35 protein-coding genes are annotated in these 26,443 nt (G+C 47.8%); 15 read left to right on the top strand and 20 right to left on the bottom strand.

The features are described from left to right. Nucleotides 1-117 precede the first annotated feature (117 nt). Complete coding sequence (locus tag G3255_RS04705; RefSeq protein WP_211653518.1) at nt 118-699, top strand: MEDS domain-containing protein; 582 nt, start codon at nt 118-120, stop codon at nt 697-699. A gap of 133 nt (nt 700-832) precedes the next feature. After that, nucleotides 833-1,855: an STAS domain-containing protein gene (locus G3255_RS04700; protein WP_211653517.1), complete on the top strand. Its 1,023-nt coding sequence runs from the start codon at nt 833-835 to the stop codon at nt 1,853-1,855. A 19-nt stretch (nt 1,856-1,874) separates the two neighbouring features. Here G3255_RS04700 and G3255_RS04695 read toward each other — a convergent pair whose 3' ends face one another. Beyond that, nucleotides 1,875-2,237 (bottom strand): DUF3784 domain-containing protein, encoded by a 363-nt coding sequence (locus G3255_RS04695; RefSeq protein ID WP_211653516.1) that lies wholly within the window; start codon nt 2,235-2,237, stop codon nt 1,875-1,877. A 534-nt stretch (nt 2,238-2,771) separates the two neighbouring features. Then, on the bottom strand, nt 2,772-3,506 hold the full coding sequence (locus G3255_RS04690; protein ID WP_211653515.1) for a phosphatase PAP2 family protein: 735 nt from the start codon (nt 3,504-3,506) through the stop codon (nt 2,772-2,774). A 181-nt stretch (nt 3,507-3,687) separates the two neighbouring features. On the opposite strand from G3255_RS04690, the gene G3255_RS04685 reads away from it, so the two are divergent. Together G3255_RS04685 and msrB are read left to right on the top strand one after the other, a co-directional pair. Continuing rightward, nucleotides 3,688-4,194 carry a TlpA family protein disulfide reductase gene (locus tag G3255_RS04685; protein WP_211653514.1) on the top strand — a complete coding sequence of 169 codons (507 nt, stop codon included), beginning with the start codon at nt 3,688-3,690 and terminating at the stop codon, nt 4,192-4,194. A 16-nt stretch (nt 4,195-4,210) separates the two neighbouring features. After that, nucleotides 4,211-5,326 (top strand): peptide-methionine (R)-S-oxide reductase MsrB, encoded by a 1,116-nt coding sequence (msrB, locus tag G3255_RS04680; protein ID WP_211653513.1) that lies wholly within the window; start codon nt 4,211-4,213, stop codon nt 5,324-5,326. A gap of 63 nt (nt 5,327-5,389) precedes the next feature. Here the strand turns inward: msrB and G3255_RS04675 are convergent, their stop codons facing one another. The 5 genes from G3255_RS04675 to ilvA all read right to left on the bottom strand — a co-directional run bounded on the left by G3255_RS04675 (nt 5,390) and on the right by ilvA (nt 8,130). Beyond that, a complete protein-coding gene (locus G3255_RS04675) occupies nt 5,390-5,623 on the bottom strand; it encodes a hypothetical protein (RefSeq protein WP_211653512.1) in 234 nt (77 codons plus the stop codon). Then, nucleotides 5,598-5,753 carry a hypothetical protein gene (locus G3255_RS04670; RefSeq protein WP_211653511.1) on the bottom strand — a complete coding sequence of 52 codons (156 nt, stop codon included), beginning with the start codon at nt 5,751-5,753 and terminating at the stop codon, nt 5,598-5,600. Before G3255_RS04670 ends, G3255_RS04675 begins: the two co-directional genes overlap by 26 nt. A 30-nt stretch (nt 5,754-5,783) precedes the next feature. Next, nucleotides 5,784-5,996: a hypothetical protein gene (locus tag G3255_RS04665; RefSeq protein ID WP_211653510.1), complete on the bottom strand. Its 213-nt coding sequence runs from the start codon at nt 5,994-5,996 to the stop codon at nt 5,784-5,786. A gap of 33 nt (nt 5,997-6,029) precedes the next feature. Continuing rightward, nucleotides 6,030-6,386 carry a hypothetical protein gene (locus G3255_RS04660; RefSeq protein ID WP_211653509.1) on the bottom strand — a complete coding sequence of 119 codons (357 nt, stop codon included), beginning with the start codon at nt 6,384-6,386 and terminating at the stop codon, nt 6,030-6,032. A gap of 457 nt (nt 6,387-6,843) precedes the next feature. Then, the gene (gene ilvA, locus G3255_RS04655) at nt 6,844-8,130 is read right to left on the bottom strand and encodes a threonine ammonia-lyase IlvA (RefSeq protein WP_211653508.1); all 1,287 of its coding nucleotides are present in this window, start codon (nt 8,128-8,130) and stop codon (nt 6,844-6,846) included. 205 nt (nt 8,131-8,335) lie between these two features. Here ilvA and G3255_RS04650 point away from each other — a divergent pair, with 205 nt between their 5' ends. The 4 genes from G3255_RS04650 to G3255_RS04635 all read left to right on the top strand — a co-directional run bounded on the left by G3255_RS04650 (nt 8,336) and on the right by G3255_RS04635 (nt 11,366). Continuing rightward, nucleotides 8,336-9,259: an oxidoreductase gene (locus tag G3255_RS04650; protein WP_249222064.1), complete on the top strand. Its 924-nt coding sequence runs from the start codon at nt 8,336-8,338 to the stop codon at nt 9,257-9,259. Nucleotides 9,260-9,370: 111 nt separating this feature from the next. Further along, a complete protein-coding gene (locus tag G3255_RS04645) occupies nt 9,371-10,258 on the top strand; it encodes a fructose bisphosphate aldolase (RefSeq protein WP_211653506.1) in 888 nt (295 codons plus the stop codon). A gap of 578 nt (nt 10,259-10,836) precedes the next feature. After that, on the top strand, nt 10,837-11,121 hold the full coding sequence (locus G3255_RS04640; RefSeq protein ID WP_211653505.1) for a hypothetical protein: 285 nt from the start codon (nt 10,837-10,839) through the stop codon (nt 11,119-11,121). Between the two features lie 74 nt (nt 11,122-11,195). Further along, on the top strand, nt 11,196-11,366 hold the full coding sequence (locus tag G3255_RS04635) for a hypothetical protein (RefSeq protein WP_211653504.1): 171 nt from the start codon (nt 11,196-11,198) through the stop codon (nt 11,364-11,366). Between the two features lie 55 nt (nt 11,367-11,421). Here the strand turns inward: G3255_RS04635 and G3255_RS04630 are convergent, their stop codons facing one another. The 5 genes from G3255_RS04630 to G3255_RS04610 form a co-directional block, all read right to left on the bottom strand. Continuing rightward, nucleotides 11,422-12,285 (bottom strand): IS3 family transposase, encoded by an 864-nt coding sequence (locus G3255_RS04630; protein ID WP_211655764.1) that lies wholly within the window; start codon nt 12,283-12,285, stop codon nt 11,422-11,424. After that, a complete protein-coding gene (locus G3255_RS04625; protein WP_211653503.1) occupies nt 12,249-12,806 on the bottom strand; it encodes a helix-turn-helix domain-containing protein in 558 nt (185 codons plus the stop codon). Before G3255_RS04625 ends, G3255_RS04630 begins: the two co-directional genes overlap by 37 nt. An 82-nt stretch (nt 12,807-12,888) precedes the next feature. Then, nucleotides 12,889-13,371, bottom strand: coding sequence for a YehS family protein (locus G3255_RS04620; RefSeq protein WP_211653502.1), 483 nt, complete (start codon nt 13,369-13,371; stop codon nt 12,889-12,891). 88 nt (nt 13,372-13,459) lie between these two features. Next, a complete protein-coding gene (locus tag G3255_RS04615) occupies nt 13,460-15,013 on the bottom strand; it encodes a class I adenylate-forming enzyme family protein (RefSeq protein ID WP_211653501.1) in 1,554 nt (517 codons plus the stop codon). 143 nt (nt 15,014-15,156) lie between these two features. Continuing rightward, nucleotides 15,157-15,294: a hypothetical protein gene (locus tag G3255_RS04610; protein ID WP_211653500.1), complete on the bottom strand. Its 138-nt coding sequence runs from the start codon at nt 15,292-15,294 to the stop codon at nt 15,157-15,159. 135 nt (nt 15,295-15,429) lie between these two features. Between G3255_RS04610 and G3255_RS04605 the strand changes: the two genes are divergently transcribed. After that, the gene (locus tag G3255_RS04605; protein ID WP_211653499.1) at nt 15,430-15,891 is read left to right on the top strand and encodes a BsuPI-related putative proteinase inhibitor; all 462 of its coding nucleotides are present in this window, start codon (nt 15,430-15,432) and stop codon (nt 15,889-15,891) included. 47 nt (nt 15,892-15,938) lie between these two features. Here G3255_RS04605 and G3255_RS04600 read toward each other — a convergent pair whose 3' ends face one another. Beyond that, the gene (locus G3255_RS04600) at nt 15,939-16,460 is read right to left on the bottom strand and encodes a YcxB family protein (protein WP_211653498.1); all 522 of its coding nucleotides are present in this window, start codon (nt 16,458-16,460) and stop codon (nt 15,939-15,941) included. Between the two features lie 135 nt (nt 16,461-16,595). Here G3255_RS04600 and mug point away from each other — a divergent pair, with 135 nt between their 5' ends. Continuing rightward, the gene (gene mug / locus G3255_RS04595; RefSeq protein WP_211653497.1) at nt 16,596-17,114 is read left to right on the top strand and encodes a G/U mismatch-specific DNA glycosylase; all 519 of its coding nucleotides are present in this window, start codon (nt 16,596-16,598) and stop codon (nt 17,112-17,114) included. Between the two features lie 97 nt (nt 17,115-17,211). After that, a complete protein-coding gene (locus tag G3255_RS04590) occupies nt 17,212-17,961 on the top strand; it encodes an SDR family NAD(P)-dependent oxidoreductase (RefSeq protein ID WP_211653496.1) in 750 nt (249 codons plus the stop codon). Nucleotides 17,962-18,003: 42 nt separating this feature from the next. Here the strand turns inward: G3255_RS04590 and G3255_RS04585 are convergent, their stop codons facing one another. Further along, nucleotides 18,004-18,759, bottom strand: coding sequence for an SDR family NAD(P)-dependent oxidoreductase (locus G3255_RS04585; RefSeq protein ID WP_211653495.1), 756 nt, complete (start codon nt 18,757-18,759; stop codon nt 18,004-18,006). 154 nt (nt 18,760-18,913) lie between these two features. Here G3255_RS04585 and G3255_RS04580 point away from each other — a divergent pair, with 154 nt between their 5' ends. Next, a complete protein-coding gene (locus tag G3255_RS04580; protein WP_211653494.1) occupies nt 18,914-19,729 on the top strand; it encodes an alpha/beta fold hydrolase in 816 nt (271 codons plus the stop codon). Nucleotides 19,730-19,784: 55 nt separating this feature from the next. Here G3255_RS04580 and G3255_RS04575 read toward each other — a convergent pair whose 3' ends face one another. Next, complete coding sequence (locus G3255_RS04575) at nt 19,785-20,381, bottom strand: TetR/AcrR family transcriptional regulator (RefSeq protein ID WP_211653493.1); 597 nt, start codon at nt 20,379-20,381, stop codon at nt 19,785-19,787. A 156-nt stretch (nt 20,382-20,537) separates the two neighbouring features. On the opposite strand from G3255_RS04575, the gene G3255_RS04570 reads away from it, so the two are divergent. Both G3255_RS04570 and G3255_RS04565 read left to right on the top strand, forming a co-directional pair. After that, nucleotides 20,538-21,320: a glucose 1-dehydrogenase gene (locus tag G3255_RS04570; RefSeq protein ID WP_211653492.1), complete on the top strand. Its 783-nt coding sequence runs from the start codon at nt 20,538-20,540 to the stop codon at nt 21,318-21,320. Nucleotides 21,321-21,801: 481 nt separating this feature from the next. Next, entirely contained in the window at nt 21,802-22,521 is a 720-nt protein-coding gene (locus G3255_RS04565) for a 3-ketoacyl-ACP reductase (protein ID WP_211653491.1), read from the top strand. A gap of 42 nt (nt 22,522-22,563) precedes the next feature. Here G3255_RS04565 and G3255_RS04560 read toward each other — a convergent pair whose 3' ends face one another. Then, nucleotides 22,564-22,788 (bottom strand): hypothetical protein, encoded by a 225-nt coding sequence (locus G3255_RS04560; protein ID WP_211653490.1) that lies wholly within the window; start codon nt 22,786-22,788, stop codon nt 22,564-22,566. 94 nt (nt 22,789-22,882) lie between these two features. Next, nucleotides 22,883-23,071, bottom strand: coding sequence for a hypothetical protein (locus G3255_RS04555; protein WP_211653489.1), 189 nt, complete (start codon nt 23,069-23,071; stop codon nt 22,883-22,885). 221 nt (nt 23,072-23,292) lie between these two features. Here G3255_RS04555 and G3255_RS04550 point away from each other — a divergent pair, with 221 nt between their 5' ends. After that, a complete protein-coding gene (locus G3255_RS04550; RefSeq protein WP_211653488.1) occupies nt 23,293-23,580 on the top strand; it encodes a hypothetical protein in 288 nt (95 codons plus the stop codon). A gap of 98 nt (nt 23,581-23,678) precedes the next feature. On the opposite strand, the gene G3255_RS04545 is transcribed toward G3255_RS04550, so the two are convergent. The 3 genes from G3255_RS04545 to G3255_RS20290 all read right to left on the bottom strand — a co-directional run bounded on the left by G3255_RS04545 (nt 23,679) and on the right by G3255_RS20290 (nt 26,417). Next, nucleotides 23,679-24,209, bottom strand: coding sequence for a GNAT family N-acetyltransferase (locus G3255_RS04545; protein WP_211653487.1), 531 nt, complete (start codon nt 24,207-24,209; stop codon nt 23,679-23,681). Nucleotides 24,210-24,251: 42 nt separating this feature from the next. Next, nucleotides 24,252-25,004 carry a GNAT family N-acetyltransferase gene (locus G3255_RS04540; protein ID WP_211653486.1) on the bottom strand — a complete coding sequence of 251 codons (753 nt, stop codon included), beginning with the start codon at nt 25,002-25,004 and terminating at the stop codon, nt 24,252-24,254. 213 nt (nt 25,005-25,217) lie between these two features. Continuing rightward, entirely contained in the window at nt 25,218-26,417 is a 1,200-nt protein-coding gene (locus G3255_RS20290; RefSeq protein ID WP_349291461.1) for an endonuclease, read from the bottom strand. Between the last annotated feature and the right edge of the window lie 26 nt (nt 26,418-26,443).

Genomic DNA, 26,443 nt, shown 5'->3' with positions numbered 1-26,443 from the left:
TAGTATATAATAATGGGAAGTGCACAAGTGCTGTCATTTTTTTCACTTCCAGCTATTTTTAAGGCTGAAGACGAATTTCATCACTATTTGGATTATGCGTTATATGGAGGGAAAAAAATGAACCAAAAAATGAGTGATTTTACCGAAACCTTGCGCCAGACAGACTATGCCCATATTTTATACCTGACGGATCAAACAGATATTTATATAGAAAATGCCGTATCTTACGTCCTGGACGGCGTCCGGAATGGCGATCGTGTCTTGTTCGTCGAAAACCCCCGGATTTATCCCCAGATTCAAAAAAAACTTCAGGAGCTATTGACTGCCGAAGAGCTGGATTTGATCCATTATGTCAATAACTTCGATTTCTATTGGCGCAAAGGGAACTTCCACCCCGAGGCCATTTTGGAATATTTCGAGAGCATAGTCGGATCCTTCACTGCGGATGGCCGGCAGTGCCGGACATGGGGCCATATCGAATGGGGCAGCCAAGAAGATATCGAACAGAAAATTATCGAGTACGAAACGGAAATCGACCGCTCCGTTCCACGGCGTAAAGTCGTTTCCGTTTGCGCATACAATGCGCGACGTGTCTCGGATAGCTTGCGTGAACGACTCATGTATTGCCATGGTTATTTGATGAAAGACCAAAGCATTTCCGCATTATCTTTTTATGACGATAAAAAAGCCCGGAATTAAACATTCCAGGCTTTTTTATTTTTCACCGCAAAGCTCCTCCGGTTCGATGCATATTTCCTGTGTGGTCAGGGAATACTGAAACAACTGCCGGCAAACGGCGAAGTTGAGATAGAATGAAGCGGAGGATACTGTCATGAAAAAAGAAATCACAGTCGGCGCAGCCGAGTTAAAATGGGATTTGGAAACGGGAGAAGTGCTCTTTGACGGCGGCGATGTCGTCTTTTTCTGGACTTCCGCCATGGAAACGTTTTTCGATACGATCCGGGAAATTACCGGTACCGAAGCGACCGACCTGGTGCTTGAGACAACCGGATTCAGGCAAGGTATTGTTGTCGGAGAAGGCTTCCGGGAACTGAAGAATATCGATGCCAGCAATGTTGTCGAATGGATTTCCAATACTTATGCCCCGGCCGGTTGGGGGAAAGTAGAGATCGTTGAGATGGACGTTGAAAACTATACATTCACGATGCATATACAAGATGATTGGGAATTCAAAATGAACCAATTGAATCGCAAAGGCACTAAAGGCATTTTCGTTCCCTCCCATTATGCCGGCGTCTTGACGGGATTATTCGGCCAGAATTTCTGGTACCGGACCATCCGCTATCAAAATGAGGAACAAGCTTACAGCATTGTGGAATACTATCCATCAGAGGTCACCGTTCAGCAAAATATCCGGGAACTGGCGAGACGGCAAGAAGATCAACAGATTCGTTTGCTCGAAGAGATGGTCGATGAAAAGACCCAGAGGCTCCAGAAACTGGTGCGCGAACTTTCTTCACCCGTCATTCCGGTGCTTGAAGGAATCATTGTGGTGCCGATGATTGGAAGCTACGACGAAGACCGGACAGAAGACCTGATCAACAACACATTAACCGAACTGCCGAGACATAAAGCGGAATTTCTGTTGCTCGACCTGACAGGATTGAACCGAAATATCTCAGAGCACACTGCGCAATTGATCGATAAATTGGCAGCGGCCGCGCGCTTGCTCGGTACTGAGACGATTTTAGTCGGCGTCTCGCCGGAGCTCGCCATGATCATTACACGGACGATGCAGGATCTGTCGAAATTCGAAGCCTTGCAGAGTCTGCAGCACGGTATTTATTATGCGCTTGGCCGTAGCGGGCGTTCCATCAGCCAAAAAAACAAGTGAAACGAGGAGTTGTCTCGTTTCACTTGTTTTTTTCATGTTCGCTGGCAGATGGACGTTTCAAAAAACGCCCGCCTGTATTCATATAAATCAAAGCCGCTCCGGTAAATCCAAGAAACAAGGCAACGCCGATATAGAACATCCAACTTTTCTCGAGCAGCATGCCCGCAAGCCAAAACAGCATGCTGAATGCCAAAGCAAATAACAATTTCCCGATAAAACGAGCCATCGCCGGCCCATCATATTTCGCTTTTTCTTCTTTCGGCATCGTGTTATAGCCGGCGATTAAAAATGTGCCCTTCCCTTGCAGCATATAAAGCCCCAGGAGCGCCATTATGACTGCCACCCCACCGATGACTATTACGCCCGATTTGATTTCATCCATCCAACCCCCGCCTTGCTGCTTGAATTCCTTCTCTAGTTTTTCATTCGATAAAGACTGAGACATTCCTTTTTAGACAAGAGAAAATCCCGCACCCGTCTTCCCTGTGCAGGACTTTCTGTCAAACGCTTCCACATTTTCCGTCAATGTGTCCAATTTTTGAATGAGAATACCATCCCGATGATGACAACAGCTATCCCGCCGAAAATGAGCATGGGCAGCAGCCCAACAATGTCGGTCATCCCAAGGGCACCTCCTTTTCTTTGATCATACGCCCATATGACAGAAAACGCCACAAAATTGTTTGATTTTTCAGTTATTAACGGTTGCACCGTTTACTGAATAAAACTAAGATGACAATAAGGATCGCCATCCAAGAGCTCAAGCTTTTCAAGCTGAAGGGATCCCCAAAGTTCATCTGCCATTCACTTATTCTGCTGTGCGGGATAGGAAACTATGCTATAAATGGATCATTAGCTCTATTTAACAAATCTAGCCGATTGAAAAAAGCCGCCGGCAAACCGGCAGCCCATATGTTTACAATTTATTGATAACGGCCCGGTAGACCGGTGCCAATACTTTCCGTAAAGCGGTAACAGGCGGCACAGGGCTTCTTTGATGCCATTGGATCCATTCGAGTGCCACCAAGCTCAATACAAGCCAGATGGTTCCGGCGATATAGCCTGCGATGACATCGCTTGGAAAATGTGCGCCGAGGTAAATCCGGCTGGTCCCGATCAGCACGATCAATACACTGAGCCCGAAAACCGATACCCATTGCAGCCACGGATTCTGCTTGGTTCGGATGACCAAATAAATAAGAAAGCCGTAAAAAATTAGCGAGCCCATCGAATGGCCGCTGGGGAAACTATAGCCGACCGCATCGATCGTTTCGTTGATGCTCGGCCGCTCCCGGCTAAAGAAATGCTTCAATAGCACTGTCAACAGCGATCCACCGCCGACTGCCACCAAATAAAACAGGGCGCCCCATTTGTCGCGCATCTTGTAACCTAAAATCCATAAGACACCAAGCGACATCAACACCAGAAACCACACAGACCCAAGTTCGGTGATGACGAACATCGCTGTATCCATCCAGTCGCTGCTGATTATTTCCAGTAATTGAATGACCACTGCATCGAACACAGCCAATTCCTGTTCAAGCATTTCATCGGCCAGTTCCGCAAACAGCGTAATGAACAATGCCGCAAGCCCAAGACCCACTAGAAGCACAATGAAAGCAAAGCCTGATAATTTCGTTTCTCTATCCATCCAACCGCTCCTATACTTTTACTTACCGTCAGTTTACCCGACTTTGCCGATAAGTATGCCGCCATCCTTTCAGTTCCGTGGTTCAAAGGCCTCTATTTGGGGAATAGCTCAAATAGATAGCAATTCCAGCAAGAAAACGCCAAATTATTGCCAATTGCGCCCACCTGGAAGGATGATCACCATGAAATTACCACTCCGGCTGCTTATACTAGCTGCCTTCCTGCTCACTTTCACTTCCTGCTCGGAAGCATTGTCGGAAAACCGCGGCCCCGCGGCACCTGATTTTGCATTGCCTGACCTTAACGGCAGTGTCCACCAGCTCGCCGACTACCAAGGCGAAAAAGTCTATCTGTTCTTTTGGGCATCCTGGTGCTCGATTTGCCTTTCCGGATTGAACGAACTGGAAGAATTGGCCGAAAGCGATGAAGACTTTACGATCCTCACCATCATCTCCCCCGGAACATACGCTGAACGAAATGCAAATGAGTTCAAGGCTTGGTTCTCGACCATCGACCGTGACGGCGACTTTATCGTCTTGCTTGATGATGGAGGGGATGTATTTGGGCAGTTCGAAATGGAGGCCTATCCCAGCTCTGCCTGGATCAACTCTGCTGGGAGAATTACCGAACAACGCACCGGCCACGTGACCAATGACGAAATACTCGAATTGATGAATTCGATTCGCTAGAAAGGCGGAACCACTGATGAAACACTATTTTTTGCCCCTGCTTTTATTGTTGCTGCTGGCAGGCTGTTCAAGCGAAGCAGTCACTGACTCTACTACTGCCTCCTCCTCTTCCTCTTCTTCGGAATCGCGCTTTCCTGACAATCCAAACGAAGAGCTGGAGTTCGATACGGAAAACTTGGAAGACATTTGGTTTGCAGGCGGTTGCTTCTGGGGCGTTGAAGCCTATATGGCACGCATCTACGGCGTCTATGAAGTAACTTCCGGCTATGCAGGAGGAACGATTGAAGACCCGACATACGAAGAAGTGCTGACAGGCGATACCGGCTATGCCGAAACCGTCCATTTGCGCTATGATCCAGAGCGCGTATCGCTCGAGGAATTGCTTGACCGCTATTTCCTGATCATCGACCCGACACTTGTCGACCAGCAAGGTAATGACCGCGGCAACCAATACCGGACTGCCATCTTCTACGATGACCCGTCAGTTGTAAGTACGATCGACGAGACCATTGCCGACGAGCAAAAAAAATATGACAAGCCAATTGTTACAGAAGTCGAACCGCTGACGAATTATTACCTCGCGGAAAACTACCACCAAGACTATTTGGAGAAAAATCCTGATGGCTATTGCCATGTTGACTTCACAAGCTTAGAAGACCAGGAAGTCCCGCAATTGGTCGATCCGGCCGATTACCCGAAACCAGAAGAAGAGGAAATCCGGGAAATGCTGACCGATGAACAATACCGCGTTACCCAAGAAGACGGGACGGAGACTGCATTCGACAATGAATACGATGGCTTTTACGAGCCTGGCATTTATGTCGACATCGTCACTGGCGAACCCCTCTTTTCTTCCAAAGATAAATACGATTCCAAGACCGGCTGGCCAAGCTTCACCAAACCGATTGATCCAGCAGTCGTGACCGAACACGACGACCTTTCCCTATTCGGCATGCAAACCGAAATCAGAAGCCGCACAGGCGATAGCCATTTGGGCCATGTCTTTGAAGACGGGCCGGAAGATGCCGGCGGTTTGCGCTATTGCATGAACAGCGCCGCATTGAGATTCGTACCGCTTGAAGAGATGGAAGCGCAAGGCTACGGATACCTGACAGACAAAGTAACTGAATAAGCATGATAAAAGCCGGAAGTCCTTTTGAATGGGCTTCCGGCTTTTTCGGTAGTAAATTGTGGTTTATTGGCTTTCGGCCCGCTTCACCAAGCGGCGTTCCAAAATGCCTTCGACGATCCTGAAATTTTCATGGCATTTCGGGCGGTACCGGCCTTTAGCGATGCCTTCTATCGTCAAACTGCTGACGCCATATTTCATACCTAAGTGTTTAGCGGAGAACTCTTCAATATGATAGAAATACAAGATGCTGTAAACAGCCTCATCGCTGAGCTTATTTAACTCGTGTGCTGTTGTCATAGCGCTCGACCTCCCCATTAGGATGCTGCCAGGTACGCTCGGTTTTGTATTGTTGATAACCTTTAATAAAGCGCTCATAGCTGGCTGTAAAAGCAGCGCTGATTTTTTTCATCTCGTTGTGATTTACCATATTGAACACTCCTCATTAAAAGTTTACCGCTCAGTAAGTCTCCACCAAATATTTTTCAATCCGGTTGAATCCCATATAGCAATCTCTTCTCACATGGCCAGACAGCAAATCCTCCAAAGACTCAGCACTGATATGAAAGCGCTGGGCCAACTCTTTTGTTTTATAGCCTTTTACTTTCCACAAGTATAGGATCAGGTAAATGTCTTCATCGCCCAGTTTAATCAGGTCACTCCGATTATCCATTGAAACTACCGCCTTCCACTTGATTTGGATTGATTACGCTGGCTCCTCTAGGCAGCCAATTGCTGAACTTAGCCTTGAAACAAAGACTTTCGGTGACTCATGGGAACGAATCCTTACCCAAAATCCATTTTCGTCGGGTTTAGCTGTTTGCAAATAATCTGTCGGCAGCGGCATTGGGTGAATGACGAGTGCGTGAATAAAGACAGGCAATTCTTCCTGGGTCATCCAGATATCCACCTGATTGATAGCTGTACCCCCGTTATCATAGCCGAGAAACCGGATTGTCCCTCCTGCAGTTCCGATGCCGATTCGGGCACGGCTGTTCGCTGATGAGTTCGGTTCTTGCCCAGCGGCCCCAATTGGCTTAACAAGCTCTCCCCTTTCTTCCATAAGCTTCTCTCCCTCTTTCCTTACTAATAAAAAAGCACCGGAACAGACTCCCCTATCCAAAGGAGAATATTTCCGGCGCTGTGCACAGCACTATAGTCTGCCACATTCAACCAAATTTTAATTTTCCAGTTGCACAGAACCGGCTTTACCTGTTCTCTGCCTCCTCCGGCAGTAGCCATTCAATTTACTTGACGCCACTTGCATATATAGAGCTAACCGAAATAGGAATCAATAATTTGTATAAGATAATGTGATAGTATCAGCCTACAATATTTCACATTTCTTGTAAACCCTAAATTACTGAATATTAAAATTAATATTTTTTTATTATTATTCTGTTTATTATTGATAAAAAATGCTTTTCCATTCGAAGTGAAGTGAAAAAGCCATAATTTCTCCTTAGAATGGAAAAACTGCACTGTCCGCTTAAAACACAGCAGGCAGCACAGTCATCAAATTAGATCAGCAAATTGAAAAGCAATGAATCGTTATTGATGTCTTTATACGGGAAACCATTTTGTTCCATGCGCTCAACGAGTGGCCCGTAATCTGCCGGGTCTTTCAATTCGATCCCCACCAAGACGGGTCCGTGTTCCCGGTTATTTCGCTTTGTGTATTCGAAATGAGTGATATCATCTTGTTCACCAAGCACATCCCCCATAAACTTCCGGAGCGCTCCCGCACGTTGCGGGAAAGTCACGATGAAATAATGCTTTAAGCCTTCATAGATCAAGGATTTTTCTTTGATTTCCTGCATGCGTTCGATATCATTATTGCCGCCGCTGACAACGCAGACGACATTTTTTCCGCGGATTTCCTCCCGGTAGAAATCGAGTGCCGCTACCGATAAGGCGCCGGCCGGTTCTGCGACAATGGCATTTTCGTTATACAGTTCAAGGATTGTCGTACACACTTTGCCTTCTGGAACCGGAACGATGTCATCCAGCACTTTTTGGCAGATCGCCATCGATAAATCCCCGACTTGCTTGACTGCTGCCCCGTCGACAAACGTATCGATTGTATCAAGCCGCGTCACTTGGCCTTCCTTGAGAGAAGCTTTCATGCTCGCCGCGCCTTCCGGTTCGACGCCGATCAATTTTGTTGCAGGAGAAACGCCTTTTAAATACGTCCCGACGCCAGACGCCAGTCCCCCGCCGCCAATTGCGCAAAACATGTAATCGACCGGTTCCTGCATGTCATTGAGCACTTCGACTGCGACTGTCCCTTGCCCTGCAATCACAGCTTCTGTATTGAATGGATGGACGAAGGTCTTGCCTTCTTCCGAACAGACTTCCATCGCTGCCGCAAAGGCATCATCGAAGCTGTCGCCGATCAAGACGACTTCTACATACTCGCCTCCGAAGCGTTTCACTTGTGAGACTTTTTGGCTCGGTGTCGTAAGCGGCATGAAGATCTTTCCTTCGATGCCAAGCGCCTTGCAGGAATAAGCGACACCTTGCGCATGGTTGCCGGCGCTCGCACAGACGACGCCTTTGGAGCGTTCAGATTCGGTCATGCTGCGAATGAAATTATAGGCGCCGCGCAATTTGAACGATCGGACCACCTGCTGGTCTTCGCGCTTCAAAAAGACATTGCAGCCATAGCGTGCCGAAAGAATCTCGTTGCGCTGCAAGGGCGTCCGGATGATAACATCCTTCAGCGCCTGATTGGCGACCATAATATCGGCCACGGTCACCTCTTTAGCAACAGCTTCCCTTTCCAGCTCTGTGATGTTTTTTGCCATCTGATTCACCCTCTTCATTTTGATTATTGAATTACTCTAACACATCAGCAAGCTTTGTTGTGTAAAAATTTAGACAATTTGATGATCTTTTCACAAGATTTTCAGCTTTTCTTGAATGTATGCGGTTTCAACTTTTAAATGGGGTAAACTAGATAGAAAAAGAAGCTTTAGAAAGCATGTATTTTTTAAAAGGGGAGATGATTTTTTGGAGGATATTCATCACAAAGTCGCCATTATCACCGGGGGCAACAGCGGCATCGGATGGGAAGCCGCCAACATGCTCGCTGGCCGGGGCTTCTCCATTCTGCTGGCAGTCCGCGACCTGGTCAAAGGCGAAAACGCGAAACGGGAGATCCTCGATTACCATCCGGAATCAACGGTCGCCGTCCTGAAGCTCGACTTGGCGGATCTCGCAAGCGTACGCCATTTTGCAGATAGCTACAAAAAGCATTTCCGTTCACTCGATTTACTGGTCAATAATGCGGGGATCATGATGCCGCCTTACGGAAAAACGAAAGACGGCTTTGAATTGCAGTTCGGCAGCAATTACTTAGGCCATTTTGCGTTGACTGCCCACCTTTTGCCGCTGCTCGCGAAAACCCAGGGCTCGCGCGTCATCACACTCGGCAGCCTGGCGCATAACCGCGGCACTATCGATTTCGATAATCTTGATGGCTCGAAAGGCTATCGCCCGAAAAAATTCTACAACCAAAGCAAGCTCGCCAATATGCTATTTGCGATGGAACTCGACCGGCGGCTGAAGAAGCACCGCATCCAGACAATCAGCGTCGCTTGCCATCCAGGCGTTTCCGCCACCAATATCTTCAAGATCGGTAAGTACGACGCTCCGGTGTTGCTGAGGGATTTCGCCAACCGCTTTCTGCAGCCCCCGGACATGGGAGCGCTCGCCACTGTCCACGCCGCAACAGAACCGGGTCTTACAGGAGGCGAATACATCGGCCCTGCCGGCAAAGGGCGCAGAAAAGGTTATCCCGCACTGGATACGCCCCACCCGACGGCCGTCGACGAAGCACTTGCCCGAAAACTATGGGACGTATCCGAACAGATGACAGGCGTCCGCTTCGACTTTGAAACAGCAAAAAAACCAGACGTTTCCACTGACAATTAAAATGCACGATAATTCTGAAATCTTTTTTTGATGAAAAACCCGATTATTGGTACACTTAGCAGGGAACAGAATAAATGGAGTCAAAATTTCTTAATCTAAGGAGCTGAGACGATGAACACAAAACAATTTGAAGTAATGAAGAACGGTAAAGGCTTTATCGCTGCACTCGACCAAAGCGGTGGCAGTACGCCAAAAGCGTTAAAACTTTATGGTGTTAATGAAGATGCTTACTCCAACGAAGATGAAATGTACGACCTGATCCACGAAATGAGAACGCGCGTCATGACGGCCCCGGCATTTTCGTCGGATTATGTGCTAGGCGCCATCCTGTTTGAACAGACGATGGACCGCGAAGTATACGGCAAATATACAAGTAATTATCTATGGGACGCGAAAGGCGTCGTTCCCTTCCTTAAAATCGATAAAGGCTTGGCGGATGAACAGAACGGCGTTCAACTGATGAAGCCGAACCCGAACTTGAACGAGTTGCTGCAACGTGCGGTCGAACGCAATGTCTTTGGCACGAAAATGCGCTCAGTCGTCAAAGAACCGAATGAAGATGGCATCAAACAAGTTGTCGACCAGCAGTTCGAAGTGGCGAAAGAAGTCATCGCTGCAGGACTTGTGCCGATCATCGAGCCAGAAGTCGATATCAACAGCGCAGATAAAGAACGCATCGAGGCTATGCTGAATGACGAAATCCTCAGCCACCTTGATAAGCTCAGCGACGATGAGCACGTCATGTTGAAATTGACGATTCCGACGCTGGCGAATTTCTATAAAGAATTGATCGACCACCCTCGTGTCGTGCGTGTTGTGGCATTGTCAGGCGGATATCCGCGCGAACAGGCGAATCAGAAGCTTGCTGAAAACAAAGGCTTGATCGCCAGCTTCTCACGTGCCTTGTCAGAAGGTTTGAGCGCTGACCAGTCGGATGAAGAGTTCAACACGACACTCGAAAAGTCCATCAAAGAAATCTACGAAGCATCCATTACATGATATAAAAAAAGCGCTCCCTTTGTGGTGCGCTTTTTTTCTAATGGGTTGAATTAAAAAAACAAAACTTCAACAGATTGTAGCGGAAATGTAAAGGATGAAGATTGCGCTTCAAGGGGACGCTTGAGGCTCGCAGGATGCGAGTCATGCAGCTGATGCGACAGGACGTCGCGCTTTCAGCTGCCCGGGGCCGACTTCAACCGCTTCGATCACTGACACTCGGTCTACGGTGCCGATTCCTCCCTGTGTTCGAGCATCAAAAAAAGCGTTGCTCCCACATCTGCTACGCAGATGCGTCGCAAATGAATGGACTCGGCTCCCCCTCGCCATCCATTCGCCCCTTTCCGCTCCATCTCTAGTTTTAGAGAGGAAATGAAATTCATCACACATTGAAGTAAGCTTGAATTATTTTAATCATCTTCGTAAATTCGAATTGAACAGCACACGAAACTTCTCTGCAATTATCAAATCCAGCTAAGCGTCGCCACCAGCGGATGAAGACAACTAACAGTGACATTTCTTTGCATATAATATCCAATGAAATCTTAAAGCCGAACCGCGCACAAGGGCGAGCCGACGCAATGAGACAAGCGTTCTTCTTGGCTCATTGCAAGAGGCCAGCCCAAAGCCGGAGGCGGCTGCTTGGTGATGAAATCATCAATGAACAATCTATCTCACTCACAATCCTAAATAAGCATCCTCCATCAGCGGATGAACATGTGAAAAAGAGACACTTCATCACGCACACAATTCAGTGGAATGTAAAAGCCGAACCGCGCATACGGGCAAGCCGCAGCAATGAGACAAGCGCCCTTCTTGGCTTATGGCTAAAGGCCAGCCCTAAGCGGGAGGCAGCTGCTTGGTGATGAAATCATCAACGAATGATCCATCTCACTCACTTGTTTCATTTGCCAACACCCCAATAAAAAGGAGGAATTCCATGTTCTATTTCCTGGTTCCGATCGCTATTGTGGCGGGTCTTGGCTTTATCGTCGACCGCCGGCGCAGAGCTTCTGCCTACTATGACAAGCCGACCCATCCCGATGCCAAGCCTGGCGACAGCTCGAATTACACGATGGGCGACAACCGCTATACGAGTGGCGGCGAATAAGCGCCAAGTAAAAAAGCCGCGGCACGGTAGTGACCCCTTAAAGTTAAAGTTTAGTTCATGCAGCTAATTGGCTGGCATGAGCTCGGTATTTCACCGGGCTCATGCCGGCCAATTTTTGTTTAAGGCGTTCATTGTTGTAGTAATCGATATAGTGTTCAATCCGCTGTTTTAACTCTTCATACGAAACCAACGTTTCTCCGTAATACATCTCTTGCTTTAGGAGACCAAAGAAATTTTCCATGGCCGCATTGTCGGCACAGGTCCCTTTTCGGGACATGCTCTGGAAGATGCGTTGTTTTTTCAACGCTTTCACCCAGGCAAAGTGCTGGTAATGCCACCCTTGATCGGAATGGAGGGTGGTCCGGTAAACCGCTTGTTCCTGAATCACTGGCAGGGCTTGGTTAAGTGATTCCATCACGAATTCCAGCGTCGGTCGTTTGGCCATACTGAACCCAATGACTTCGCCGTTATAGAGATCCATCACTGGACTTAAATAAAGTTTTTGTTCGCCCGTACATTTGAACTCGGTGACATCTGTTGTCAGTTTTTGCAGGGCATACGGTGTGAAAAACCTGCGGTTCATCCGGTTTTTAGCGAGGGTTCCGACTTTCCCCTTATACGACTTGTAGCGGGATTTCCGGATGAACTTCACGCAGTTCAATCCCAAGTCTCGCATGAGACGCTGGACTTTCTTATGATTGATGTCGTATCCCTGTGCTCGCAATTCCAGATGAATCCGTCGGTATCCGTAACGGCCTTGGTGCTTCTCGAAGAGCATCCGGATCACTGTTTTCCACTCCCGGTCCGGGTCTTCGCAATCGAATCGCTGGCGATGGTAATGGTAGGTCGCATCTGGAAGATCGACGATGTTTAACACATCCGTTAATCGGAATCCTTCTTCGTGGAGTTCGAACGCCAGCGCTGCTTGTGCTTTTCGAGGAAGGCATCCGGATTCTCCTGGAAAGCTTTTAACTTTTTTAAATACGCCACTTCCAAACGAAGGAGCTCATTCTCCCGTTCCAATTGCGCTTCCCGAGACAGGGGCTTTTCGTTCTTGATCGGTTTTGGTCTTTTTGACATGGAGGGCCGTCCTTTCGCTCGTGCTTCCAGGCCTTTTACCCCTTTCTCCAGAACTCGACGGTTCCAATTCACAATGAGTGAAGGATTGTTCATCTTGAAATGGATCGCTGCGTCTTGGTAAGAAGCACCTGTGTATTCCATAAAGTGTAATACATCCACTTTGAATTGAACAGAATACACTTGTTTTGTCTGCTTTCTCCGCAAGGCTTTAAGGCCAAACTCCTGATACGCCCGAACCCAGCGCATAATCGGAGAGGGATCTGGCAAGCCGTATTTGTGGGCTAAGCGTCTATACCCCAACTTTCCTTCTGCGTATTCCTTCACTAGCTTCAACTTAAATTCTTCGCTATATTTCGCCATATAAAAACACCCCAAAAGTTAGATTTGAACTCTAACTTTTGGGGTGCACTACCCACCCGATTTGGGATGCTGCGGCTTTTCGTTATGGGCGATAATTAAGCGTGATGCCTTTGAGAAGATTGCGCATGAGCTGGTCGCCCAGTTCCTTATAATTTTTATGGCCTTCTTTCCGGAGAAAGGCACCGAGTTCCCCTTTGGAAACGTTGATCCCGGCCAGCTTCCATAAATCAAGCAAGTCTTCACTCGTCAATTCCAGCGCGATGCGAAGCTTTTTCAAGACCAGGTTGTTGACGTGCTCACCGCTTACTTCGGGCGGGCCGGAGTCGCCGGGTTTGGGTCCGCGGTTGAAGGTGATCAGCCCGTTCAAGAAGCGCTCCAATTGGTCGTTTGCCAACGGGATATTGGCTTCTGCCCCTTCATCGTCGGGTTCCGGCGTTTTCGTTAAAATCGATGGCACATCGACGGCATCCACTTTCTCGCCGCCGAGTGCGAAAATTTCTTTTACATCGCTATTTTTCAAATCCAGCGCATAGCGCAGCCGGATCAAAATATCGTTATTGTCCATATGAAAAATCCTCCTGCCATGTTCTATTCAAATCCTGTTCCATCATAACACAGAGAAATGGCGCCCCGGAGCATCAGGGCGCCATTTTTCAGCGTTCGATAAACGTATGGCGGAACCATGTATATTCGCTGATATGCAGTTCGCGCAATTGGTATTTCAGAATCTTGCCTGAAGCATTGCGTGGCAATTCGTCCGCGAACCGGAATTTTTTCGGCGCTTTATGCTGCGGCAAATGCTCGAGCAAGTATTCGGAGAGTGCTACTTCGTCGATCGGCGACCCGTCTTTCGGGACGATAACGACACCAACGATTTCGCCCCATTCCTCTTCCGGAATGCCGACGGTCGCCGCTTCCTGGACTTGCGGATGACGATTCAACACTTGCTCGATCTCGATGGAATAAATATTATTCCCAGCAGAAATGATGCGGTCGGATTTGCGGTCGACAAGCGTAATGTAGCCGTCTTCATCGATTGTCGCGAGATCCCCGGTCAACAGCCAGCCCTCCCTGAACGCTTCTTCGGTTTCTTCTGGCATATTGTAATACGACTTCATGATCGTCTCGCCGCGCATGATGAATTCGCCGACTTGGCCCGGCTTAACGTCGTTCATTTCCTCATCGACCACACGGACATGGGTCATATACATCGACTTGCCGCCGGCTCCCTCTTTATGGGCATGCTCGCTTGGCAGCAAATAGACACCTCCCGGCCCCCCTTCAGTGAGGAAGCATAAATTGTAAAATTGTTCGTGGCCGAAGAATTCCATGGCCCGCGCGACAAGGCCATTCGGCATCGGGTCGGTCCCGTACATGCATTTCCGGATGGTGCCCAGATTATAATTTTCGCTCTCAGGCGCCTCCATTAACGCATGATACATATCCGGCAAACCGAAAAACACCGTGCAGCCGTCCTGGTGGATTGCGTCCACTACATCTCTGGTAGCGAATTCACGGAGAATGGTTTGCGGGATGCCGAGCATGACCCCGGTCACGAGAAATAGATTAAGTTGGGAAGGATGGAAAAACGGCGCCGCATGAAGTAAGCGGTCATCATGGTTGACTCCCGTTCCGAGAATGAACGAAGTGCTGACATTGACGATGCGCTGATGGTCAAAAAGCGCTCCCTTAGGCGGGCCGGTCGTCCCCGAAGTATAAAGGATTTCTGCATCGTCTTCCGGCAAGATCTCGACTTTCGGCTCCGAGCGGTCATCGTCCAGTGCTTCGTCCCAACTGAGATGCGCTTGTTCTTTTGCTTCGGGATAGACGATCACCTGATGCAGCAGATCATCCAATTCCTTCGCTTCCGCCACTAAGCTTTCAAATTCGTTATCGCAAAACACATAGACCGCATTCGACTGGCCGACTAGATAGCCAGCTTCTTCGGCGTTGAGCCGGTAATTGACCGGAACCACGACGCCGCCTGCTTTCAATGCAGCAAAAAATGCAATCACATAAGCATCCGAATTCTTCATGAACAAGGCCACTTTATCGCCTTTGGAGATCCCTTCCCGCACCAAGCCATTCGCCAAGCGATTCACTTCCGCGTTCAATTCCTGATACGTATAGGACTTCCCTTCAAAATTCAATGCGGGTAAATTGGGCTGGCGCGTCGCATTCATCGTCAATGATGTGGTAATGTTCATTCCCATTCCTCCTTTGTTTGCTCATGAATCTCCCCTTCTGCCTGATCGGTAGTTCTTCAATATTATAATATTCTGAAAATATAGTCAATATACCAATAATTGGGAATTAAAAAAAACTCTTTTCAGAGCCTCCGATACACTGGTTAATTCATAATCAAATAAAGAATATACAACGGAACCAATCCCATTGCCATGTATTTAGCGACTGTGAATGTACTCATGCCGAGGCATTTCATCTTTGCGGCCAGTGCTTCACGGAAATCATTGAATAATCCGGGCATTACAACGCCCTCCTTCAGGGTATAGTGCTAGTATAGGGCAGCAAGCGGGCACATGAACAGGACAAAGTACTCGTTTTTGTAACTTTTTAGGTCCTCTTGCGGTCTACTCTATAGACAAAAAAGGGGGCGAACCCGATGAGGCAAAAAAACGCAATCGGTTGGCTAATAATATTTATGGCCGCTTTCATACTCGCAGCATGCGGCACCGAAAGCGATACTATGCCGGAAGATCCGGAGTCAGGGGGTGAGATCATCGAAGGTGAAGTAACATCGACTATTGAAGAGACAGACAACGGGACTTACCGCTATACCGTCAAAAACGACACGCAGGAAGCAGTGACTTTCAACTTCACGAGCGGGCAGCGCTATGATTTCACATTGACCGATGAACAAGGCAACGAAGTGTTCCGCATGTCGTCTGTCAGCATGTATACCCAGGCGCTCGGCGAGGAAATCCTGCGCCAAGGCGAGGAGCTCCAATACGAGATCCAAGTTCCCGAAGCCAATCTTGAACCTGGCACCTACACGCTTGAAGTGTGGATGACGCCGACAGAAGGCACGAATTATCCAGCGGAAATTGAGCATACGATCGAATAGAAAAACCGAACCGCCAAGCGCGGTTCGGTTTTTTGATCCATTCAATTTCAAGCGCTTGCCGGAACTTTTTCAGCCAATAACTTGAGCAATGACTCCAGCTCAGGCACTGCCTTTTTCGGTATGATCAATGCAGACATGGCGCTATTATATACATACACATTGTCCGCATCCTCCCCATACTTTTCGATTCCTGACCAGCGCACATGTGTCTCTCCATTTTTCGTTACTTCCCGGATTCCCTGTGAATCAATGAACAGTTCATGGACACCAAGCAAGCCTTCGTTTTTCCCTTCATTGACCATTTTCCGGCTCATGCGTTTAATATTCCAGTAGAAATAGGGCGGAAAGAAGACGATCCACAAAGCCGCGAATAGGATAAAGGGAACCATCAGCCCCCACACCGACCAATCAAAAATCGGCCCCATCACAAACGGCATCATCAAATAAATAACTGGAATGACAAAGCGCTGGATCGTCAATGAACGCTTAACCGCTTCGGAATGTTTAGCATGATAAAGGTTAAAATCAACAAATTGCTGTTCTGTCAACTCGTACGAAAATTCCTGCATCGCGCAGCTCCTTTTAGCAAGATCAATTAATCATTGCCATTTTCTTCTATTATACGATGGTTCAGCGCAGAATATATTACATTTTTTTGATACGCTAATACTCTGCAACTGTATTTATGTGAAAGGAGCTTTCTCTTGGAACTTACACCCATACCCGATCATTTGAAAGACCATCTCGACATCCTGTTCGTCGGATTCAATCCAAGCATCCGCTCAAGTGAAACCGGCTATCATTACGCCAACCCAAACAACCGCTTTTGGAAAATCCTTTTTGAATCCGGGCTGACGCCCAGAAAATATGCTCCCGAGGAAAACCACGATTTGCTGGAACTCGGCTATGGTTTGACCAATATCGTCGCCCGCCCGACCAAAGCGGCGGCCGATATCACAAAGGAAGAATACAAAGAAGGCGCCGAACAATTGAAACGAAAAATTGAACGCTACCGGCCAAAAGCGGTTTGTTTTGTCGGCAAAGGTGTCTACCTTCAGTTCAGCGGCAAGAAATCAACGCACTGGGGCAAACAGCCGGATCCGGTCATTCCGGGAGTCATCGAATACGTCGCCCCTTCCTCAAGCGGACTGGTGCGCATGAAACAGGCCGAAATTGTGGAAATATATGAAGGCTTGCATCATTTAATCTCTAAGAGCCAATGACTCTTCCTGGTAACTCCCTGTCCCCCGAATTGATTATTTAGCCCTTGTTGCGGGTAAACAAATGACAGAAGCAATTAGCTTAAGGAGGAGATTCTACATGGCAAAAACGGCAATCATTACAGGAGGCGGCAGCGGGCTCGGGCAATCCTCTGCACTGCGCTTGGCACAGGAAGGCATCAATATCGCGGTCGTCGACATCAGTGAAAAAGGTGGCAATGAGACGGTCGAGAAAGTGAAAGCACTCGGTCCGGACGCTATCTTTATCCGTGCAGATGTATCAAAAGCACAAGAAGTGAAAAACTACGTCGACAAAACGGTCGAGCATTTCGGTTCAATCGATTATTTCTTCAATAACGCCGGAATTTCCGGAAGCGGCAAACAGTTCCTCGAAACGGATATAGAAGAAATCGAGCAGATTGTCGGCATCAATATGCTCGGGGCACTCTATGGCCTCCGCTACGTCGCGGAAGTGATGGTCAAAAACGGCGGCGGGTCGATCGTCAATACCGCATCGAGCGCTGGTGTCATTGGGCAGGATACGGTCGTTACCTATTCTGCCACCAAGCACGGCATCGTCGGCATGACCAAATCGCTGGTCGCTGAATATGCCAAAGACGGCTTGCGCGTCAATGCCGTTGCACCAGGCCCGACCGAAACACCGATGGTCAAAGCCTATTTCGATGCCAACCCGAAAATGAAACAAAGCGCAGAAGAAGGCATTCCGCAAAAACGCCTCGGCACTGCAGACGAAGTCGCAGAACTCGTGGCGTTCTTGCTGACATCAAAAGCGCAATACATCAACGGCGACGTCATCCGCATCGACGGCGGATTTACCAGCACGAAATGATACAAAAAGGTTCCAAGGGACAACTCCCTTGGAACCTTTTTCTTATGCGCCGATTCCTGCCCCGCTGCATACTTTCAACACTTCGCCCGTGACATAGCTTGCAGCCGGTGATGCCCAATAGGCGACCGCTTCGCCAATATCTTCAGGCTGCCCAGGACGCTTGATCGATTGAAGCTCGAGCGGATAATTGACGCCTTTGGTGATGGCGGTCTCAACCGGCCCTGGCGCGACGCTATTGACCGTGATGCCGAACTCGCCGACTTCTTTTGCGACCCATTTCGTGAAGGCGATGATGCAGCCTTTTGACGCAGCATAGGCAGGCCCTGAACGCCCTTGCCGTTCGCCGTCTTCCCCGTAGGAAATGGCGCCGCCTATCATGCCGGAAATCGAGCTGATGTTGATGATGCGCCCTCTCTCTTGGTTGACCATATGCGGATAGATGGCTGCTTGCGTGAACAAGAACGTGCCGCGCAAGTTCGTGTCAATATCGCGGACCCAATCATCGTCCGTCATATCTTTCAAGCTCAAGCGCGAAACGGTACCAGCGTTATTGACGACAATATCGATGCCGCCAAATTCCTCTACCGTTTCGTGAATCGCCCGTGCGACTTGCGCCCTGTCGCGGACGTCCACTTGCAGCGCCAACACGCGAATGCCAGGAAACTCTGTTTCGAGTTCTTGCTTCGCTTCTCCGCAATCCAGAATATCCGTTAGGACAATCGAAGCCCCGCGTTTTGCGAGTGCTTTCGCGCAGGCAAAGCCGATGCCCCGTGCGCTTCCCCTGCCCGACTGCTTCACTTGATGAAGAAGTCTGGCAGATAGATGGTTAAAACCACGCCTCTTTTGAACTAAAGATATTTTAATTAAGGATTTTTTCTTTATTTAAGTTTACAGAAACTTTTAAAAAGGAAATAGAAGGGAGTAGTTAATCAAAATTTTAGGAGGAACTTTAGTGGGACATTATATTCAAGTTGAAGAAAACGTAAAAATTCACGTCGAAGATATCGGTTCAGGACAGCCGGTGGTATTTCTTCACGGCTGGCCATTGAACAACAAAGCGTTTGAATACCAGACGAGCTTGCTTGCGAAAAACGGCTTCCGTTATATCGGCGTCGATATGCGCGGCTATGGAAAATCTGATAAGCCATGGTCAGGATATGATTACGACACAATGGCAAAAGACCTCGAGGCAGTAGTCAATGAGCTTCGCCTTGATCAATTCGTGCTCGGCGGCTTTTCGATGGGCGGCCCGATTGCGATTCGCTATTTGACGAAATTCGGCCAGGACAAAGTCGCCAAACTCCTTTTGATGGGTGCTGCAGCTCCGATCTTCACGCAGCGTGACGATTTCAACGTTGGCATGAAGCCTGAAGAAGTGGACGATATCATCGCGCAAATCGAAAAAGACCGCCCGGCGTTTCTTGCGGAATTTGCGGACCTGTTTTTCGAACAAAAACATTCACCGCAATTCCTGGATTGGTTCCAGTCGCTGGCACTTGAGGCCGGCGCGCATTCCACGTTGAACTCAGCCGTTGCCCTGCGCGACGAAGACTTGCGTGGCGAGCTGTCATCCATTACAGTTCCGACAGCCATTTTCCACGGCAAAAAAGACCAGATCTGCCCTTATGAACTTGGCGAAATCCTGGACAAGGAAATCCCGAACTCTGTACTCGTGCCGTTTAAAGACAGCGGACACGGCATCAATGCCGATGAGCCAGAGCGTTTCAATAATGAACTCCTAAGCTTCCTGAAGAGTTCAGGCGTCTAATCTACATTCACGCCAAAGTAAAATCCAGCCCCCACATTTGGGAAGGCTGGATTTTTTAATTCACGCGGAATGCTGAGGCAAAAGACCGCACAATACTGATCAAGGTATCGGTCATTTCTTTCGGGGATTTCTCATAGCCTGTCTTGGCCCATTCCAAAATGAGGCCTGCAGTGCCGTGCGCCATATACAGTTTGAATGGCTTGGAATTAATATCGCCGCTTGCGATCCCTTCGAATGTAAATCCTTCATTGAGCATCTCAAAAATCGCTTGCGGCAATTCTCCGTGAAGGCCGGGAATGGTATCTTCCACTAAATACAAATTAAAAAAAGAGCGATTATCATACACGAAACTGATCAGCTCGAAAGAGTCCGCATTCATGGCCGAAGTGAGAATATCCGCTCCCTTCTCGTAGCGTTCAGTGCTGGTCCGTTTGATCTGCTGGAACATTTCTTCGAGTAACTCTTCAGTGAGATCGGGCTTGTCGAGATAATACAAATAGAAAGTCGCCCGGTTATACTGTGCTCGTTGGACAATATCTGTCACTGATACATGGCTGTATCCTTTTTCATTGATCAATTCAATATACGCTTCCGCCAGGTGATGTTTGGTCCGTTCTGCCTGCGGAGACAATTTCTCTTTCTTGTTTTTCATCGCCCATCCCCCTTAAACTCGACATTTATCAAGGATGTGTCGAATTACTCAACACATCTGGAAATTTTACTGATTGAGAGCTGTTTTGCAAAGGCTTACAGTAAAAGAGTAGCGTATTTTCAGTTTAGCATACCCATGAAAAGGAGAGATATTTCCATGATTAATTACCAAAACAAAGTCATTATCATTACTGGCGGGGGATCCGGCCTTGGCCGCGCCGCTGCAAATTCAATCGCAGCTCAAGGCGGCAAGCTCGTCCTTGTCGACATGAACAAAGAATCCCTAGAAGCGAGCAAAAATGAAATTCTGGCAGATTTCCAAGGCGCTTCCATCGAAACCGTTGAAGCCAACGTCACCGATGAAGAACAAGTGAAAAATTACGTCCAATTTACACTCGACACTTTCGGCAAAATTGATGGTTTCTTCAATAACGCCGGCATCGAAGGCAAGCAGAACTTGACGGAAGAATACGGCTCCGATGAATTCGAAAAAGTCGTCAGCGTTAACCTGAACGGCGTGTTCTTCGGCATGAAGCATGTCTTGAAAGTGATGAAAGAACAAGGCTACGGCTCGATCGTCAACACGGCATCGGTCGGCGGCATCCGCGGCGTCGGCAACCAATCCGGCTATGCGGCAAGCAAGCACGGCGTTGTCGGCTTGACGCGCAACTCCGGCATCGAATACGGAGAATATGGCATCAGCATCAACGCCATCGCACCCGGCGCCATCATGACCCCAATGGTCGAAGGCTCCTTGAAGCAAATGGCTGGCGATGACTGGGAAGCTGCCGGCAAGGAATTTGTCAGCGTCAATCCGATGAAGCGTTTCGGCAAGCCGGAAGAAGTCGGCAATCTCGTCGCTTTCTTATTATCCGATGCAGCGAAATTCATCAACGCTTCCGTCATCCCAATCGACGGCGGCCAATCCTATAAATATTGAACACACGAACAGCCCGGGATTTTCCGGGCTGTTTTTATTTTTACTCAATACTTAAACGTATTTTCCGAAGCTTACCGCTCGCTTTCCGTGGGCTCGCACCCAAGCCTCCTCGGTTTGCTCTACTTTCGCTACGCTCAAGCGTCGCAAATGAATGTGCTCAGCGTTGCTTCGCCCATTCATTCACTGCGGGGTCTCGGTCGTCTCGCTTTACCACTGGAAAGATAAGGTCGACCTGCGGGAGATATTATCTTTGCGAAAGTAATGCGCAGCATTATTGAGCAGAAGAGGTTACGAGCGGACGCTTCTCCAAACACTTCAATATCTCGCTGATATCAATACACAGCAAATACGATTTTTCGCAGTAACTGGAAAATCATCTACTCAAGACGCCTCACATGCATTTCCCTCCCAAATCAAAGATAATAGGAAAGTATTTAATTACGGGACGGCTTTAGCGTACCTGAATTTAAGGAGTGTTACGATGCAATCAATTAAAGGGAAAACAGCCATCATCACGGGCGGAGGACGCGGCATTGGCCGTGCGACAGCGATCGCCCTTGCCAATGAAGGCGTCAATGTCGGCTTAATCGGCTTGAAACAGGAAAACCTCGACAAAGTATCCGTCGAACTGCAAGATGCGAATGTCAAAGTGGCAACTGCTTCTGCCGACGTGACGGATCTCGCTGCGATTGAACAAGCGATCGAGAAACTAAAAAACGAACTTGGCGATATCGATATCCTGATCAACAACGCAGGCACCGGGAAATTCGGCGGCTTTTTGGAATTGTCACCGGAAGAATGGAAAAATATCGTCGACGTCAATTTGATGGGCGTCTATAACGCAACACGTGCCGTACTTCCAGGCATGATCGAGCAGAGTTCAGGCGATATCATCAATATCTCATCCACTGCCGGACAAAAAGGCGCACCGGTCACAAGCGCGTATAGCTCTTCAAAATTCGCTGTCATGGGCTTGACCGAATCGCTCGCGCTTGAAGTACGCAAACACAACATCCGTGTCACGGCGATGACGCCGAGCACAGTTGTCACGGACCTTGCCCACGAATCCAACCTGATCACCGGCGATGCTGAAAAAGTTATGCACCCGGAAGACCTGGCCGACTTGATCGTCGCCAGCTTGAAACTTCATCCGCGCGTCTTTGTTAAAAGCGCTGGATTATGGTCGACCAACCCGTCCTAAACAAAAATGGAGCTTGAGGGAATCTCCTCAAGCTCCATTTTTTTATTTCTGTTGTTCCGGTAAATCGCGTTCATCTTCTTTTGAGACGTGTTTCGAATACTCTTTCGCATCTTCCTGCTCGTCTCTGCCTTTTTCTTCGCTGTAATTCGTTGCTTCATTATCTCCGTCCAAAGCTTCTTTTGTTTTATTGATCGCTTTATCGATTGCAGACTCATGAGCCCCGACTTGCTTTTCAGGTGTGCGGCCTGCCGTTCCTTTTCTAGCCATACAGCAATTCCTCCTTGTCGTACATTTTCTATACTGTACCCGTTCATCCGGAAATTACACCTGCTTGACTAAAGAAACAAGGCCAGCCATTCTGTTAAAACATGCCGCTTTCATGGTTGTTGCGCCCAGCTTGCCGGCTCGCATCCGCAGCAGCAGAATCCTGGTTTGCAGTATTTGCTTTTTTATCTAAGCTGTATTTCCTTTTGGTCAACTTGTCCACCACATAACTGCCAATAAATAACGCTCCAAAAAACCCCCAGAAGATCCACATCATCCAATGCATAAAACCATCCCCTTTCATTTCGGCTATTACTCATTTCCTTTGCCTTATAGTACGTTTACAGCTACATAAAGTTTCAAAAATCGGCATTTTCAGTAAATTAATAATCTGCTAAGCGAATCTTTTGAAGTTTCCCGTAAATATCCAAGAGTCTTTAGGAAACTAATGGGAACCTTACCTTGTCTCTATTAATACTAATTCCCAGTAAAATTGGAGGCAAAACTATGTGGTTCTTATTCGGGCTGATCGCAATCGCAGCCACCTGCGTAAATCTTTATCTGTATGCAATAGGCAAGAATTATAAATTAGCGATGGCGATGGGACTGTCGTTTACCGCTCTGACCCTTGCGGCTGATTACAGCATGGTCGCTGATTGGGTTCGTGCAGAAGATTGGTCTGCATTATCGGACGTGGTGCCGATTATGTCATCTGCGCTGTGGGTATTGACGGTCATCTCGATTTTATTGAACATCATCCCCGTACTTCTGGAATATAAAAGCGCAAAAGAATAACTGGTTTTCTGCAAAGATCAAAAATCCCCGCGTCCTTGTAAAAGGAATTGCGAGGATTTTTGTGTAAATCGTTTCGATAGTCTTTCATATGGCCAGCCTTATATTTTGTTCAATTCGTGATCCAACATTCCGTAAACGATGCTGTCCGTCCATTCATTTTTATTCCAATAATCTTGTATAAAATGCGCTTCTTTTCTCATCCCTATGCGTTCGCATAACTTTTGGGAAGCAGTATTTCTGGCATCAAGCGTCGCTTGGATTCGGTGCACATGATAGTCATTAAATAAGTGGGCCACCAAGCTTCCCACCGCTTCTGTCGCATAGCCCTTTCCGCCAGACGCAGAAGAAAAACTATATCCAATTTCTACAGTGTCTTTCATATCCGTATACCAAGCCGACAGATCGCCAATGACCTGTTCATCCAGAACAACCGCTAAACTGATCATGGTGTTTGGTGTAAGTGAACGGTTTACTAGCTTTTTATTGAATTTTTCTTCCATATTCCCGACATGCCATTCCTCATGCAATAAATACTGACAAACCTCTTTGTCACTGTAAATTGCAAAAACGTCCTGTATGTTCTCCCCTTGAAATGGCCTAATCACTAATCGTTCCGTATTCACTAGCATATTGACCTCCCATCACTTAAGGCTCATGACCGATGACCTTATTCACTTAACGCCATCCTTCAATCGATAAATAAACTTTCTTTCGATCAGTTCACAAGCATTCGCTTCAAATATTCGCTGCATCGGGATATTGTGTTGGCCGGTTGCGCCAATGTAATACTCGGCACCCATTTGTTTAAGGAGCTGCAGGGATAATTTATGAAGGTATGCGCCCCATCCCAGGCCTCGAAAAGCGGGTATGAGCCCGAAATAAAACAATCTCCCTTCATCGACAATTCCCTGTTCGATTTGGGGCATAGTCACGCCTATCGCTTGGTCTCCATAAAAAATGACGAGGCAGCTTTTTTGATAACCCGCGCCAAGTTCCGATTGCATCCCTTCAAACTCTTTTTGCGCAGACAGCGAGGTGAAAGGAGCGGAAGCATTGAGCGAACCAGCGCTGGCGTCCATCCATGTTTTCAAGAATACAGCATCCGTGATTTCTTCCAATGATTTAACCGAAAGCGGCGCTTTTATCTCCATATCTTCTAAAGCAGACAGTTGTCGCCTATAGAAAAATTGAGTATCTTGTATTTGAAAACTGAATTTTTCAAGCAACTCTATATACGAAGCATCTGCGGCTTGCTGTTCGTTAAGTATGATCGAAACTGATTGAATATCCTTTTCTATAACGTATTTCTTCAATTCATTTAAAACTTCTTCAAAGTGTTTTGCAGACTCGATTTCCCCTATCTCTTCCATCACCAAGTAATTGGGGGTCCCATCTAAAATTTTAGCTCCCCGTGTAGTAAACATGTTCACCACCCCTTCTCCCTCAACTTAGTATAACTAAAATGATTCCATCTATTGGACACGTAGATAGGCAAAAGGAGAAAAGCGTGGCTTAGCACCGCTTTTCCCCTTTGGAAGTAAATATTGAACTATCTACAAATATCCTGGCTAGCATAGTTAGTCATATCCATACGCCATTTTCACGTTTTGCTTATCAAATACCCAGTCAACAACTACCTACCAGATCGATTCCGCCCATTCTGGATGGTCGACAAACGGGTTGCGGTTCCCTTGAATATCTTCAATTTTCTCGTTGCGCTGCTCTTCCCAAGCGCTGACAGGATCTTGCTCATGCCATTCGAGCAACACGGAAATCTTACCGTGGTAAGGCATTGAACCATTATTCACCAGGTCATTCAATTCCAAGTCCACGCCGTCACCTGATTCATAACGGACCGCCATATAGAATAGCATGCGGGCGACGTCGCCTTTGACTTCATTCGGCGGCTCCCACGAAGTGGATGTGCGCAAGCAGCCGTCACAGCCGCTTACCGTACTGCCGCCGTAGTTAAAGTCCAAATTGCCGCGCAGCCCATTCACTTGCACATCGGTTGGACGCAAATGGTGGATATCCGTCCCCGCGCCTCTTGCTGTACCGAAACCGCCATGAGACTTCGCCCACGTATGCTCGCGGTTCCAGTCACCGACATTGCCGCCATTCAAGGATTTCGAACGCGACTCGCCCGTATACAATAACAGCACATTGTTTGAATTGTTCGGGTCTTCATCCGTAATTTTCAATGCATCCCATACTTGTGAATAACTGAGCTGTGTGTGGTCATCGATGATTTCATGAAGCTCTGCTTTCAATGCGTCACCTTGCAAACCATCGGCTGTGTCATAGTATTCGTCTGGTGCTGGCGCTTCTGCAGACACCGTCACTGAAAATGACTGGGTGACGCTTTGATTGCCATCGCTTGCTGTCACACCGACTATGTGTGAGCCTTCCGGCAAGTCGAGCGTCAAGTCCGAGCCGGTAATAGTTCCTTTCGTAGATGAAAATGACAAGCTCTGTCCTTCAGGATCCGAGAAGTATTCAGTCAAGTCATATTGTAAGCGGTCTCCTGCCCATACTTGTTCCCCCGCAAATACTTTCGTTGCTATGGGTGCCTTGTTTTCTTTCGGCAAATGAGGAGAAGAGATCGGCTCGCCGCCCGAATTGTAGAAGCGAATCGCTTCATAATCCGCTCCATCGATAAACTCGATTTTTTGGATATTTTCAGCTCCCCTGATCTCAGAAACCTTCTCGCCATCCACTAACACGTGCTTTACCTCAATTCCGTTAAAATCAAAGACCGATTCTGTGCGGGCAGGGCTTAGCACTACCTTCACATCCTCAAAGCCTGTACCATGGAATTCTCCGTATTTCCCTTTCATATAGACCCCATCCGTGATGGATGTCT

The sequence above is a fragment of the Planococcus sp. MSAK28401 genome, from assembly GCF_018283455.1.
GTDB lineage: Bacteria > Bacillota > Bacilli > Bacillales_A > Planococcaceae > Planococcus > Planococcus alpniumensis.
Note: the sequence above shows the minus strand (reverse complement) of the source record. Positions and strands in the feature narration are given on the sequence as shown.